This window comes from Sorangium aterium (genome assembly GCF_028368935.1).
GTDB classification, from domain to species: Bacteria; Myxococcota_A; Polyangia; order Polyangiales; family Polyangiaceae; genus Sorangium; species Sorangium atrum.
The window spans coordinates 1798274-1814007 of the sequence record NZ_JAQNDK010000001.1 but is presented as its reverse complement, the minus strand read 5'-3'; the positions used below and the strand labels follow the sequence as shown (position 1 = coordinate 1814007).

Here is a 15734-nt window from a genome sequence, read left to right as displayed (position 1 = left end):
AGCGCGGGCTTCGGATCCAGGCCATCACCGACGAACCGCGACCGGACGGTGATATCACGCACGAGGGAGGCCTCTCCACTCCTCATGGATGGGCGCCCGCCGCGCGCGGCCGCTCGTTCGAGGGACGAGCATCGGCTCAGCTCGGATGCTGTGTTCGGGCCGCATACCTCCGCGCCGGCGCACGGCGCCCTGCTCCGCCCTGCGCGCGCGAGCGCGGCGTCGGCATCACCAGGCGAGCGCTCGAGCGCCGTCTCTGCGAGCGCGCTCACATGCCGAGCAGCATCGGCTCCCGCTGCCGCACGAACCCCTCCACGAGCTCCCGCTGCTCGCCCGAGAGCCGCACGAAGCGCGCCCCGAACCCAGGCGGACCCTCTTCCTCTGCCTCGCGCGTCCATTCGACCACCCCCACCGCGTCGATCTCGCCGCCCTCCGCGAACGGGATCTTGAGCGCCACCGTCGTCCCGCGCGCCGGCGGCGGCCGGAAGGTCGGCACGAAGATGCCGCCGTGGTCGACGACGTCGGCCGCGGGCGCCGTCCGGTAGAAGTTCGCCGGCGACGCCGCCCCGACCCGCGCCTCGAAGCGCGGCGGCGGCGGCTGGCTCTGCGGGCGCGGCGCGCGGACCTTCTCCTCGAGCGACCGGAGCGCCTGCGCGAGCTCCGAGACCTGCGCCTCGATCGCCCGGATGCCGAACGCGCTCTGCGTCGTCGCCTTCGCGAGCGGCGCGACGAGCCGCTCCACCAGCGACAGGTGGTGCCCCACGAACTCCGACACCGAGCGATCCGTCTCGACCTTCACGTCGACCCGCGGCTGCGCCGCCCCCTTGAGCGCCGCGGAGAGCCGCTCCATCTCGGGCGCGAGCCACTGCTTCATCTCCCGCGCCCGCGCGTCCCCCGCCTGCGCCACCGCGGCCGCCTTCCCGATCGCCCCGCGGATGCCCTCCAGCTGCTCGCCCAGCATCGACAGCGTGCCGGTCACGCGCACGACCGGGTCGTCCTCCTTGCCGCCCATGCGCTTGATCCGCACGAAGCCCTTCTTGATCTCGTCCCACCGCGCGGCCTGCTCCGGCGTCATCCGGCCGCGCAGCTCGGCGAGCTTGAGGAGGTTCTGCTCGGCGCCCGTCGTCAGCGTCTGCGACTCGCTCACGTAGTGATCGTCGATGAGCCGGTCGACCTCCTCGTGCGTGTGCGCCGCCACGACCTTCTCGGCCAGCTTGTTCATGTTCCGGTAGCTGCCCTGCAGCTTGAACGGCGGCTCCGTCCGGAAGGCGTCGTCCTGCGACGCGCTCCGGATGTACTCGAGGTTCACGGACAGCAGCACCTTCTGCACCCGGAAGAGCCGCTCGAACACGGCGACCATCTCCGAGACCTCCGCCGCGGAGTAGGCGTGCTCGAGCTCCGTCGCGGCGATGGCCTCGCCCTGCGCCATCCGGATGAGCTTGTGCGTGTCGCCAGGCGCCCGCCCGGAGAGCGGCGCGAGCGTCGGGTTCGACGTGAGCGCGTTCTCCAGGTAGCTCAGCGCGAACAGCGCCTCCTTGCCGTCGAGGACGTCGCCGAGGTTGTACGTGTCGGCCCGGTTCGACAGCATGTCCGGGATCTGGAACCGCGCGCCCGACTCCGTGTACGGGTTGCCCGCCATCACGACGCAGAACTTCTTGCCGCGCAGGTCGTACGTCCGCGTCCGGCCCCGCCACACGCCCTCGATCCGGCGCTGCCCGTCGCAGAGCGAGATGAACTTCTGGAGCAGCTCCGTGTTCGTGTGCTGGATGTCGTCCAGGTACAGCATCACGTTGTTGCCCATCTCGAACGCGAGGTTGATCTTCTCGACCTCCTGGCGCGCCGTCGCGTTCGGGGCCTCGGCCGGGTCGAGCGACGTCACCTCGTGGCCGAGCGACGGCCCGTTCACCTTCATGAACACGAGGCCGAGCTTGCTCGCGACGTACTCCATCAGCGTCGTCTTGCCGTAGCCCGGCGGCGAGATGAGCAGCAGCATGCCCATCAGGTCGGTGCGCTTCACGTCGCCCGCGGCGCCGAGCTGCTTCGCCAGGTTCGCGCCGACGAGGGGCAGGTAGACCTCGTCGATGAGCCGGTTGCGCACGAACGACGTGAGCACCCGCGGCGCGAACTCCTCGAGGCGCAGCCGCTTCCGCTCCCGCTCCGCGATCTCGCTCCGCACCTTCCTGTAGGCGCGGTAGCGCGGCGCCCTCTCGTGCAGGAAGTCCTCGATCCTGCTCAGGAATTCGTCGAGCCGGAGCGCGATCGCGCGCTCCTTGATGCGCGGGTGCTGCCCGAGCAGCCCCTCGACGCGGGCCTCGGTGACGGCCGCGCTCGGCTCCCGCTCGATGTGCCGCTCCGTCACGACGACGACCGCCGCCTCGAGCGCGAGGTGGGCAAGCGCGGCCGGGGGTTTGGGGGCAGAGCCCGGCTTGCCGGGCGAGCCCCCATCGTTGGCCAAGGGTTTGGGGGCAGAGCCCGGCTTGCCGGGCGAGCCCCCATCGTTGGCCAAGGGTTTGGGGGCAGAGCCCGGCTTGCCGGGCGAGCCCCCATCGTTGACCGCGGCGAACCCGCGCAGCCACGCGAGCGCGAGCTCCAGGCGCTCGGCCGGGTGCTTCTCGAGCTGCCGCAGGTCCTCCTCGAACGCCGCGCGGCCCCCCGCGAGGTCGAGGCGCGCGAGCAGCGCATCCCGCAGCGAGAGCGCCGCGTCGCTCGTCACGAACCGGGGGCGCTCCGCCGCGAGCTCCTCCACGAGGTACCGCGCCGCCACGCGCACGTCCGCCGCGCTCGCCTCGATCCGGTGGGCCGCCGCAGCCGCGGCCACGCCCTGCGCGAGCTCGGCCGCGAGCGCCGCCCGCGCCTCGCTCTCGCCGAGCTGCGCCGCGAGCCGGCCGAGGCTCCGCGCCCGCCGGTGCGCGAGGTCCCGGGCGCGCGCGTCGAGCCCCGCCCAGGTCAGGCAGGCGAGGGCCCGCGGCGCGCTGCCGAAGCGCAGGAGCCCCGCCGTGGACCGCAGCGCGAGCAGCTTCTCGAGGATCAGCGCTGCGTCCGCGTCGTGGACGCCGCGCTCGTAGCCCTCGTCGTGCCGGCCCTCCGCGTACGCGCGCACCGCGCCGAGCAGGCCGCCAGGGCCGAGCGACGCCTCGCGCAGCCGCTCGATCGAGAGCCCGCCTCGCCCCGCCTCCGCGTCCGCGAGCATCGAGCCCGCGAGGAGCTCGCCGCGGTAGACCTCGGGGGTCTCGCTCGCGAGCTCCTGTCCCCAGAGATCGCGCGCGCCCTCGAGCGCCGGGTCCTCGATCGGCTCGAAGAAGTCGGTCCCGGTGAGGTGCAGCGCGAGCCCGTCGCCGCGCGGGACCAGCGTGAGCTCCAGGGCCTGCGTGCTCACGTTGAAGCGGTGGCGGCCCAGCTTGATGACGTCGCCGCCGCCCTCGAACAGGTCCTCGCGGTCGCGCAGCGCCCGGAGCGCGTCCTGCCGCGCCGACTTGAGCCGCGCCTCGACCTCGTCCCCCTTCACGCTGTCGCCGAGCGCGTGGAGATCGGCCGCGAGATCGCGGAGCTTCGCGACCATGGCGTCGGACGCGAAGTACGTGTTGAGCTCGTCCACGCCCGCGAAGGTGCGCGCCCGCCGCGCCACCCCCTGGACGATCCGGTCCGCCGCGGCGACGAGGTTCGAGACGCGCCGCTGCCGCTCGTCGAGCAGCGCCTGTCTGCGCGCCGCGATCGCGTCGTTCACCTCCTCGCGCTTGGCCGCGAGCTCGCCGAGGAACTCGTCGAACTCGCCGAACTTCCCCTCGAGCTCCTCGAGCTGGACGAGCAGCTTCGACAGCTCGGCGTCGCAGCGCTCGGGCGTGTCGCACACCGCGATCGCGCTGGAGACGCTCTGGCCGAACACCTTGAACTGCGCGCCGAACTCGGCGCGCCCCTCCGCGCCCCGCAGGTCCCTGCCGCGGGCGCTCAGCGTCGCGCGCGCGCGGTTCAGCTGCGCGTAGACCTCGCTGATCCCCTCCAGGATCCGGGTCCGCGCCGTGGGGTCGTCGACCTTGAGGCTCGCCACGATCTCGGCGAGCACCGAGAGCCCCTCGTTCACGGCGTCGAGATCCGCGGCGAACGGCGCGAGCTCGGGCGACTTCGCGACCGCCTCGATCTTCGCGATGAGGCCCGCGAGCCGGTCGGCCAGCGGGCGGAACGCCTGCTCGCCGAGGAGGAACGTCACGCACGCCTGGCTCACCTCGTCGGCGCGCGCGACGATCTCGGCCTCGAGCGCGTCGACGCGGCCGAGGTCCATGTACTTGAGCTCGCGGAGCGTGATGAGGTGCCCCCGCTGCCGCCGCAGCGCGGTCAGGGCCTGCAGGAACGCGTCGACGCTCGCCGCGTCCTCGGGCCGCACCCCGGAGAGCAGCTGCCGCTGCGCCGCCTCGGTCTCGGCGAGCGCGGCCGCGGCGCGCGCCTTGATGCCCTCGACCTTCTCGAACTCGTCGACGATGCTCTCGGAGACGCCCCGGAGCTCGCCCACGACCGACAGGAGATCGCCCGCCTCGGCGTGGCCGAGCCAGTAGTAGGCGTCGGTCATCCGCTCGGCGGTCTTGATGAGATCCTCGTACGTCTGCCGGGTCGGCGACCCGTCCAGCGCCGCGCGCCGCATGCTGAGCGCGTCGGAGATCCCCCGCACGAGGTCGGCGTTGCCCACCTTCGCGAGGTACGAGCCGTCGGTCGGCGCCGACGCCGCGAACTCCGCGGTCATGAACGGCGTCTGCCAGATCTGCATCGGGTGGACGCGGGTCGCCTCGTCGCCCGACGCCCGGAAGATCACCATCTTGCCGTCGTCGAAGAGGCTGTAGCCGTGGCACTGGATCGGCGTCGCGATCTCCTTGCGGATCAGGTTGTACGGGAAGAGCACGTAGCGCCCCTCGACGACCTGGTGGAACACGTAGAGCACGTCTTCCCCGTTCGGCGAGCGGATGACTCGCTCGAAGACGAGGCTCTCGGTGCTGCCCTCGAAGCGCTTCGTCTCGCCGGTGATGAGGTAGTAGCCGTTCGGGAAGACGATCCCCTGGTCCTCGGGGAGGCTCAGGCAGGCGAGGCCGATCGCGTCGATGCGCGTCACCTTCCGGGTGCGGCCGTTGTAGACGAGGTAGCGGTACGAGGGCTCGCGGAACGGCTTGATCTTGAGCAGGATGAGCGGCCCGAGCCGGGCGTACTGGATGTCGGCGTCGTCGAGCGCCTGGCCCGCGTCGTCGACCGGCTCGCGGTAGATGCCGAGCCCCGTGGTCGTGTTGTTCTCGATCTTGACCGTGAGATCGCCGCCGACCGTCTCGACGAAGATCTCGCCGAGGACGGCGACGTGCGGGTGCTTGCCCTGCACGTGGTCGTCGCGCGTGGCCTGGGTCCAGGCGAAGTCGTGGGCGCGCGGCCGGACGTTGTCCTCGTCGCCGCGCGCGTCGAGGTACCGGACGCGCCCGGTCGCGTCGATGCTCCAGCGGAACACCTTGGTGTCGCGCTCGGTCGCGCCGACCTGGAAGATGGCGAGCAGCCGCGTGTCGCTGCGCCGCAGCTGGAGCAGCCGGGGCTCCTTGACGTAGCGGTGGAGGTCCTTGAATTCCTTGACGAAGTTGGGGTCGCCGAGGAGCGCGTCGCCCTCCTCGATCGGCGCGGGGGACAGGTCGAAGGCGCCGCCGTCCTTCGCGAAGCGGTGGAGGCTGAAGACGTCGCCGACGTTGACCTCCTTCAGCCCCATGAACACGAGGTAGCCGACGAGCAGCTTGCCCCGGATGCTCACGATGTCGCGCGGCACGCAGTTGTTCTCGGTCCTGACGCGGGCGTTCTCGAGGAGCGCGAGGTCCGTGCCGCCGAACACCTCTTTTCGCCGCGCGTTGAGCGCCTCGGCGCGGCGGGCGAGCTCCTCGGCGCGCTCGACGAGCCTCCGCCGGATGACCTCGTAATTGCCCCCATCCAGCGGCTCCGCCGCCTGCGGCGGGGACGCCCCCGCCGCCCGGGCCGCGCCGTCCAAGGCCCCTGTCGACACCATGCATGCTCCGTGTGGTCAGCCGAAAGGCCCGCCCCCGCGTCGAATCCGCGCGGGCCTCGGCCTGCCCGCGGCCAGGTTACAGCCGTTCGCCGCGCCCGGGGGGCGAGATGGCGACCGTGCGGCGGGGCCGCCGCGAGGCGGCGTTCTCGGCGTTGGCGGCGGGACGTCTTCCGAGGATGTCAAGCGCGAGCGACGCCGCCGTCGTTTCCGCGCCGCCGCGCCGCCGTGCCGCCATGCCGCCGTGCCGCCGTGCCGCCGCGCCGCCGTGCCGCCGTGCCGCCGCGCCGCCGCGCCGCCGCGCCGCCCGCCGATTCCGTCGCGCCTCGGCGGGCGGCGCGTCGGGAACCGGCCATGCCGTGAAATCCGCTTGCTCCACGGGGGTGGTTGCGTTGCGATGAGCGGGAACGAGGACAACCCACATGTCGATGCGAGCGCGCGCCTGTGCGACGCGCGCTTACGCCGTCTCCAGCGCACCTCGTCGGTCGAGGCGCCTCGCGGCGTGGCTTGGACAGCGTGGCGACCTTCTGCAGCAAGTTGGGATGGTGGCGTCGATGGGCTTGGGAAAGAGACTTACTTCCGTGCTCCTCGTCGTGCTCGCCGGTCCGCTCGTCGCCTGTGGCGGCGACGACGGGGGCGGCGGCGAGGGCGGCGCGGGCGGCGGCGTGGGCGGTGCGGGCGGCGGCGGGGCCGCGGGCACCGGCGGCGAGGATACGAGCGGGGGATTCGGCGGGTTCATGACGGTCGGATCGGGCGGGAGCGGCGGCGGGGGCGATCCCTGCGAGTCGCCGGATCCTCCGCCGGAGTGCGACGCGGTGGAGCCGGCGTGCGGCGACGGCGAGATCAACCAGGCGAGCGAGGCGTGCGACGACGGGAACAGCCTTCCCGGGGACTGCTGCTCTGGCGCCTGCAAGGTGGAGCCGTACTGCGTTTGCGAGCCCGGGGAGCTCTGTCACACGACGATCGCCTGCGGCAACGGGGCGGTGGAGCCCGGCGAGAGCTGCGAGGACGGGAACACCGCCTCGGGCGACGGCTGCGACGATCGCTGCCAGAGGGAGCCGGGCGACTGGGTCTGCCGGACCCCGGGGGAGCCGTGTTACCGGCTCCACTCGTGCGGCGACGGGCGCGTCTCGGGCGGGGAGAGCTGCGACGACGGGAACGCGGTGTCCGGAGACGGGTGCTCCGAGGTCTGCGCGCTGGAGGACCCTGGCAGCGTCACGTGCCCTGTCCCCGGGCAGCCGTGCAAGCCGGTGGAGCGCTGCGGCGACGGCCGCCTGCGGCCGACCGAGCGGTGCGACGACGGGAACACGGAGCCGGGTGACGGCTGCTCGCCGAGCTGCCTGGTGGAGGCCGGCTGGAAATGCCCGGACGGCGTGCACTGCACGTTCACGGTCGTGTGCGGCGACGGCCAGATCGGCGTGGGCGAGGCGTGCGACGACCGCAACACGGTCTCGGGCGACGGCTGCTCGTCGACCTGCGCGCTCGAGGCCGGGTTCGACTGCGCGCGCGCGGGGAGCCGCTGCACGGCGGTCTGCGGCGACGGGCGCGTCGTCGCGGGCGAGGACTGCGACGACGGCGACACGAGGAACGGCGACGGGTGCGACGCCAGCTGCAAGTGGGAGCCTGGCCTCGTGTGCCAGCCCGCGCCCGGCGGCTACACCTGCCGCGCTACCGTCTGCAACGACGGGAAGAGGGAGGGCTCGGAGCCGTGTGATGACGGCAATGCCAACCTCGGCGACGGCTGCACGCCGTTCTGCCAGGTCGAGCCGGATTGCGGCGACAGCGGGTGCACGTCGGCCTGCGGCGACGGCCTGCGCCTCGGCGACGAGGCGTGCGACGACGGCAACACGAGGAGCGGCGACGGCTGCTCGGCCGCGTGCACGGTCGAGCCGGGGTACAGCTGCAGGAACGACTCGGTCCTCGGCGACGAGCTCCGCGTGCCGATCGTGTACCGCGACTTCAAGCACGACGCGCCGAACTTCGAGCCTGACTCCAACCCGCCGGACGCGATCGTCACGGGCATCGTGCAGCCCCTCCTGGGCGCCGACAACAAGCCCCAGTTCGCCGCGGCGCGACCGAACGCCTTCCTCACGAACGCCACGGATTTCAACCGCTGGTACTACGACTCGTCCCTCTCGAAGACGGTCGTGGACTGGCTCCCGCTCGCGCGCGTCGGGACGTCGGACGTGTTCCTCTTCGAGGATCACCTGTTCTTCCCGCTCGACGGCAAGGGCTGGCAGGACCCGTTGGTGCCGACGGCGCAGCGGGAGGCGAGCCGCGAGGCCCGCGACCCGTTCAACGACTGGGCCGTGGCGGGCAATCACAACTTCTACTTCACGAGCGAGGTCCGCTATTGGTTCGAGTACCGCGGCGGGGAGCGGCTCGATTTCTACGGGGACGACGACGTCTGGGTGTTCATCAACAACCGGCTCCGCATCGACCTGGGCGGCATCCACACCCCGATGGGGACCGGCGAGGTCGCCGGCGTCGAGGACGATCGCGGGACGGTGCTCATGGATGATCTCGGCCTCACGGTGGGGCGCGTCTACGAGGTCGTCGTGTTCCAGGCGGAGCGCCACACCACGGCGTCGAGCTACAAGCTGACGCTCGGCGGCTTCAACGCGGCCTCGTCCGTCTGCGAGCCCGTGTGCGGCGACGGCATCGTCACGCCCGACGAGCAGTGCGACGACGAGGACGAGAACGGCCCGGGGTACGGGAAGTGCTCCACGAGCTGCACGCTGGGGCTCTACTGCGGCGACGGGGTGACGACCTCGCCGTACGAGATCTGCGACGACGGCACGAACCTGGGGGGCTATGGCTCCGAGGCGTGCGCGCCGGGCTGCGTGGCGGCCCCCCGCTGCGGGGACGAGGAGATCGACAGCCAGTTCGGCGAGGAGTGCGACGACGGCGTGAACGACGGCCGCTACGGCGGGTGCACGGCGGAGTGCCTGATCGGGCCGCGGTGCGGTGATGCGGTCGTCCAAAAGCCCAACGAGACGTGCGACGACGGCGTGAACGACGGCCGCTACGGCGGGTGCACAGCGGAGTGCGGCGACGCGGCGAAGTGCGGCGACGGGGTCACCCAGGACGCGTGGGGCGAGGAGTGCGACGACGGGGTGAACGACGGCAGCATGGGCTGCCTCGGCTGCCGGATCGGCGCCGTCTGCGGCGACGGGAGCGTGCAGCGGGAGCTCGGCGAGGAGTGCGACGACGGAGCGAACGACGGCGGCTACGGCGAGTGCGCGCCGGGCTGCGTGTACGGCCCGCGCTGCGGCGACGGCGTGACCCAGGCGCCGCCCGAGCAGTGCGACGACGGAGCGAACGACGGCGGCTACGGCGAGTGCGCGCCGGGCTGCGTGTTCGGCCCGCACTGCGGCGACGGCGTGCGGCAGGCGGCGTTCGAGGAGTGCGACGACGGCAACACCGCGAGCGGCGACGGCTGCAGCGCCACGTGCCACAACGAGGTCCACTGATCCAGGGCGAGCCCTGACGGCGACGGGAGCGCGGCGGCTCGCCTGGGCCGCCGCGCTCGCGTGGAGGACCGCCTGGGCCGCCGTGCTCGCGTGGGGGCCCGCCTGGGCCGCCGCGCTGCCGTCCCGACAGCTCAGAACACGTGGCCCGAGGCGCCCGCCGAGGCGGCGTCGCCCAGGGCGGCGCCGACCGTGCCAGCCGCGCGCGACGACGTTGCCCGTGAGCGACACCGACGTGCCGATCCTCCGCCTCCGGACACCTGTGCTGGAGAGGGAGCCGTGTTACTGTATCTGTGTGCTCATGCTGTCAGCGTCTGGCGAGCCGTGTTGCGGCGGGACATTCGTGCTCTCGGCGCCGCGTCGGCGCGACGGGGACTATTGAACACGCGGGCTATCGAAGAGGGGTACCATGCAGAATTCGACATCTGGCGTGCTCACGTTGCTTGCGGTCCTTCCGGGGTTCCTTCTCGGGTGCTCCGGCGAGGATGCGCCCGGCTCCACGGCGGCATCTCCGACGTTCCATCGAGACGTCGAGCCGCTGCTGCAGAAGCGCTGCATGAGCTGCCATTCTCCCGGCAACATCGCCCCGTTCAGCCTGACGGAGTACGGTTCCGCGCACAGCGTGGCCAGCTTGCTCGCGCGCTCGGCGCGAGAGCGCACGATGCCGCCGTGGGGTGCGATGGAGACGGACGAGTGCCAGCCTCCTCACGGCTGGAAGGACGATCTCCGGTTGACGGAGGAGGAGATAGCGCTCCTCGAGGCGTGGGCCGCCTCGGGCGCTCCCGAGGGGGATCCGGCGGACGCGCCGCCCCCGTTCGTGGCCGAGGCGGCGGGGCTGCCCGGCGTCGAGCTGGAGGTCGCGCCGAAGGAGCCGTTCGTCGCGAGCGGCGACGCCGATCAGCTCCGGTGTTTCGTGATGGATCCTGGGCTCACGGAGGCGCGGTACATCAACGGCGTGCACCTCATGCCGGGCAACAGCAAGGTGGTGCACCACGCGCTGGTGTTCCTCGACAGGGACGGCGCATCGGATGCGCTCGTGGATGAGCACGGCGGATACGACTGCTTTGGCGGCCCCGGGTTCTCGGGCGAGCTCGTCGCCGCGTGGGCGCCGGGGGGGGTCCCCTTGGCGCTCGAGCCGAACATCGGCGCTGAGCTCCCCGCGGGGGCGCGGCTGGTGATTCAGGTCCACTATCACCCGGCCGGGACGACCGCCGAGCCCGACGCGACGCGCCTCCAGCTGCGCTTCACCCAGGGCGTGCCGGAGTGGCTCATGGGCATCGCGCTGATCGGCAACTTCGAGTCTCCCTTCGCGCAGGGGCGCGGCCTCCTCCCCGGGCCGGACGACGCGGATGGCGTCGAGTTCCGGATCCCCGCCGGCGCGAAGGACCATGTCGAGACGATGCAGTTCAAGCTGCCCGCGGCGGTGTCTGCCAAGGAGGTGTACCTCTACGGCGCGGGCACGCACATGCACTATGTCGGCACGGACATGAAGGTCACCCTCGGGCGCGAGGAGGGCGCCGCCGGCGCGCCTGAGGAGCAGTGCCTGGTGCAGACGCCGAGGTGGGACTTCTCGTGGCAGCGCGGGTTCTACTACGACGCTCCCGTCGAGCAGCTCCCGCGGCTCCGCGGCGGCGATCTGCTGACGATGCGCTGCACTTACGACAACTCGAACAGCAATCCATTCCTCGTGAAGGCGCTCAAGGAGCAGCACCTCCCCGCCCCGGTGGACGTGCACCTCGGCGAGAGCACCCTCGACGAGATGTGCCTCGCCGCCGTGATCCACGTGACGAGGAACCAGTAGCGGTCATGGCACGATGACATCGGGAGATCGGTAGCGGTCGACGACTACCATCCTATCTCCCACGTCACCGTCTCCGAGCGGTGCTCTCCCGCACAGGAGACAGCCCAGATTGGCGTTTTCGGCGCCAAGCGCACCGCGGGGGCCGCCGGCCGTGGTGTCGGGGGCCCTTTGGGGGCGGCCTGGGTAGTGCTGTCATTTGAACATGAAGGCGGTAAGGCGGTAAGGCGGGAAGAAAATCTCAATGATCTTCCCGCCTTACCGCCTTCATGTGAACCCTCTCTGGGCAAATGACAGCACCACCGCTGCCTGGGAAGCTGGCGCGCGCGGGAAGACGCGCGCCGGCGTGCAGCGTCGCGTGGGGGGACTGCCGCCGCCGCGTCAGGGGCGGTCGAGCACCGTGGAGGAGCTGCGGGCGGGTTGCCGTCCGCACTTCTCTCGCGGAGCATGCCCGCATGGCGCGAACGGCCCCGTTTCCGAATGCGGCGGTGATCCCCGGCATGAACCCCGGCGTCTTCATCCTTGGCGGCGGCGGGGGCGGCGGAGGGGGCAATGGCCGCAACGGAAATGGCCGCGGCGACGGTCAAGGCGGCGATGGGAAGAACGGCGGCAACGGCGCGCGCGGCGGTGGCAAGGACGCGGGGAGCTGCGGGCCCGGCAGCGGCGGCGGTTGTCCCAACCCCACGCACGGCGGTGGCGGCGGCACGCATGCGGGCGATCCGGTCGATCCGATCACCGGGCGCGTGTACACCGTGGCGGTCGTCGACCTCGCGCTGCCCGGCGTGGTCCCGCTCGTGATCAAGCGCAGCTACAGCTCGGCGCTCATTGAGGAGGATTGCGGCCTCGGCTTCGGCTGGACGCACTCGCTCGCGTGGCAGATCGAGGAGCGGCGCCGCGGCCTGCGGGTGCTGGAGCCGCACGCGGCGGCGACGGAGCTGTCGCGGAAGCTCGATGATGGTGAGTCGGCGCGGCTGCCGTGCGGGGTGCTGACGCGGTATCCCTGGGGCTACGCGCTCGCGGCCGAGGGGCTGGCGTACCTGTTTGCGGAGCCGCGGGGCAGCCGCTGGCTGCTCAGCCGGATCGTCGACATCCACGACAACGCCATCGCGCTCGCCTACGACGGCGGCCGCCTGGCGCAGGTCATCGACAGCGTGGGCCGCGTGGTGCGCGTGCGGCGGCACGGCGACGGGCGCATCGCCGCGTTCGAGGTCAAGAACGCGTTCGCGCACGGTCGATGGGAGACACGGCGGCGGTATGCATTCGACGCGCGCGGCGACCTCGTCGCGGCCGAGGACGCCGCGGGGCACGCGCACCGCTTCGCCTACGACGAGGACCATCGCCTGGTGCGGCGGGAGGAGCCCGGCGGGCTCGTGGCGGAGCTTCGCTACAAGGGCGGGCGCTGCAGCGAGGCGTGGTGCCATCGCGAGGGCAACGACGCGCTCGACGACGGCTTGCCGACGGCCTTGAGCGACGGCTCGCGGGCGAAGGGATTCCTGCACGTCAAGGTCGACCACCACGACGGCGCGCTCACGGAGGTGATCACCTCGCGCGCCATCCGGAGGGTCGACGGCAACGCCTTTGGCAAGCTCGACAGGATGGTCTGGGGGGCCGGCGGCGGCGTACACATGTTCGGCTACGACGACGCCGGCGCGCTGTGCGCGTACCAGGACGCGCTCGGGCAGGTCTTCCGCTGGGAGCGCGACGCCGAGGGGCGGGTTCTGGCCGAGGTCGATCCGGCGGCGAACAGGACCGCGTACGAACACGACGCGCGCGGGCTCGTCTCGGCCATGACCGACGCGCTCGGTGGCGGCGCGCGCTACGAGCGGGACGCGCGCGGCGATGTGGTGGCCGTCTACGACGACATGGGGTTCGTCGTCGGATTCGCCTACGACATGCGTGGCCTGCTGGTCGGCGCGACCCTGCCGAACGGCGGCGAGACGCGCATGGAGTACGACGCGCTCGCGAACCGCATCCGAGTCATCGAACCCGACGGCGCCGAGCGGCGCATCCGCTACGACTTCCTCGGCCGGGTGATGGGGTTCATCGACGAGCGCGGGCACGAGACCCGCTTCGCTTACGACGCCTGCGGCAGGCTCGCGGCCGTGTTCGGGCCGAGCGGTGCGGTGACGCGCTACGACTTCGACGTCGACGGCAACCTGGGCAGGATCAGCGATGCCGACGGGCGCACGACCACGCTGCGCTGGGGCGGCTTCCATGTCGTCACCGAGCTCGAGCGGCCGGACGGGAGCAAGGTGCGGTACCGCTACGATCGCGAGCAGGACCTGGTGCGCATCGTCAACGAGGCCGGCGAGGAGCACCGGATCGAGCGCGACGCCGAGGGGCGCATCACCGGCGAGCGGACCTTCGATGGGCGGGCGATCCGGTACAGGCTCGATCTGCTGGGCAGGATCGTCCGGAGGCAGTCTGGCTCCGAGAGCGTCGATCTCGAGTACGATCCGCTCGGGAGGCTCGTGAGGCGGAGCACAGCCGACGGGCGGGAGGATGTGTTCGAGTACGATCCGCTCGGCCGGATCGAGCGCGCGGTCAGCGGTGACATCGAGTGCGAGTACACCTACGACCGGCGGGGGCGGGTGACGGCCGAGGTGACGCGGCGAGGCGCCCAGGTGCTCGCGGCGTTCGCGTGGACCTACGATGCCATGGGCAAGGCCACCTCCGTCCGCGGACCGGGCGGCGAGATGAGCGTGCAGCGCGACGTCAGGGGGCGACCTGTGGCCGTGCAGATCGGCGGTGAGAGCGCGCCGCTGCGCCTCGCCTACGATGCGCGCGGCTTCGAGGTCGAGCGGCTCTTGCCGGGCGGCGGCGCCATCGCGACCGAGGTCAACGCGGAGGGGTGGATGGAGCGGCAGCGCGTGCTCGGCATGCCGACGGCGCCGCGTGTCGGTCCGGGAGAGCCCGCCTGGGTCGGGCCGCTGCCGTCACGCGAGACGTGGCGCAGGACGTATGCTTGGTCGCCTGCGGGGCTGCTACGCACCGACGAGGACCTCGGCGGCAAGGTAGGAGAGCTGCTTCGCGATGCGAACGGCCGCGTCGTCGAGCGGCGCAAGGCGGGCAGCGTCGCGGAGCGGTTCCGCTTCACCGCTGCGGGAGAGATGGAGCGAGCTGGCGAGCGACGTACGTACGCGCCTGGGGGGCGGTTGACGGCACGCACCGCGGGACAAGAGACCGTGCACTACGAGTACAGTGAGCGCGGCGATGTGGTGCGGAAGCGCGTGAGCGAGCTGGACGGCCAGGGGGAGGTACGGCGTGAGCTCGCATGGACATACGACTGGAGCGGCGACGGACGGCTCATGGCAGCGCGGACCCCGGAGGGATTGACGATCTCGTTCGCTTATGACGCCTTCGGCCGCAGGATCGAGAAGCGCGTGGCGCGGGTAGGGCAGGTCGAGAGCGTGACCCGGTATGCCTGGCGCGGCGATGTCATGGTGCACGAGCGCAGCGAGCGAGCGCGGGATGGGGAGGCGCCCGTGGTGGAAGAGCGGAGCTACGTCACGCTGCCGGAGAGCGTGCTGCCGCTCGCCCAGCGGGACGGTGCCGCGGGGGCGCCCAGGTACTTCGTCCATGGCGTGAACGGTTCTCCGGAGGCGCTGTTCGAAGGCGACGGGAGCGTCGCGACGGAGCTCGATGCGGGGCTCTACGGCGACCTGCCGGCCGAACAGGCCAGGATCACGCCGCTCAGGCTTCCAGGGCAGTACGCCGACGAGGAGACCGGGCTCCACTACAATGGGCACAGGTACTACGACCCGGAGACCGGGGAGTACCTCAGCCCGGAGCCGATCGGGATCGAGGGGAGCCTCAAGGCATATACGTACGCTGATGGACGGCCGAGCGACCTCATCGACCTGGATGGCTTGCGCCCTTGCGTAACGACGATCATGCGACGAGACCGAACCGTCGTGACTGGGATGAGCGGTAACGCGAATGCTCTTCATCCTGCTGTTCTCGCGGCTCTGCCGCCTTCCAATGCTCGGGGTACGGGCTCTAGGGTGAATCCTGAGCACTGCGCTGAACCAGCCGCACTTTCTGCTCACTTGAGCGATTGGGAGCAACGAAACCAGCCGCGAACGTGCAGGCCGGGTGACCCGAAGTGGCGACAAAACCTACGCGCGGCAATGAACGAGATCGAACGCGAAGGGGGCATTTCTTCACATCAAGGCGATGTTCCTCGAGCGTCGTGTCCAAACTGTTCTCAGGCGATACCGCGACTCTACGCACTCGCCGGAATGATGCCACCCACAGGGGTCATCGCGCCGGGATTCGATAATTCGCAAGGCAAAGGACCAACATCACCTACGACCATCCCGTCCGCCGAGTTCAACATGAGAGCCAACCAACGCCCCAGGGGCGACGTCCCTGGGGTTGACAATCTAGGCACGTGGCGCCTCGATCCTCAGCGAGGATGGCAGCGCCGTGCGCGGACATGACACACACCATGTCA

At 71.6% G+C, this 15734-nt stretch carries 4 protein-coding genes; 3 read left to right on the top strand and 1 reads right to left on the bottom strand.

Features of this window, described 5'->3' with window-relative positions:
- Positions 1–265 precede the first annotated feature (265 nt).
- On the bottom strand, positions 266–6013 hold the full coding sequence (locus tag POL72_RS06540) for a DNA repair ATPase (protein ID WP_272094156.1): 5748 nt from the start codon (positions 6011–6013) through the stop codon (positions 266–268).
- A gap of 551 nt (positions 6014–6564) precedes the next feature.
- Between POL72_RS06540 and POL72_RS06535 the strand changes: the two genes are divergently transcribed.
- From POL72_RS06535 to POL72_RS06525, 3 genes are all read left to right on the top strand, one after another.
- Positions 6565–9483 carry a DUF4215 domain-containing protein gene (locus tag POL72_RS06535; protein WP_272094155.1) on the top strand — a complete coding sequence of 973 codons (2919 nt, stop codon included), beginning with the start codon at positions 6565–6567 and terminating at the stop codon, positions 9481–9483.
- Between the two features lie 406 nt (positions 9484–9889).
- Positions 9890–11281 carry a hypothetical protein gene (locus POL72_RS06530; RefSeq protein ID WP_272094154.1) on the top strand — a complete coding sequence of 464 codons (1392 nt, stop codon included), beginning with the start codon at positions 9890–9892 and terminating at the stop codon, positions 11279–11281.
- A gap of 452 nt (positions 11282–11733) precedes the next feature.
- Complete coding sequence (locus POL72_RS06525; RefSeq protein WP_272094153.1) at positions 11734–15720, top strand: RHS repeat-associated core domain-containing protein; 3987 nt, start codon at positions 11734–11736, stop codon at positions 15718–15720.
- The last annotated feature ends 14 nt before the right edge of the window (positions 15721–15734 follow it).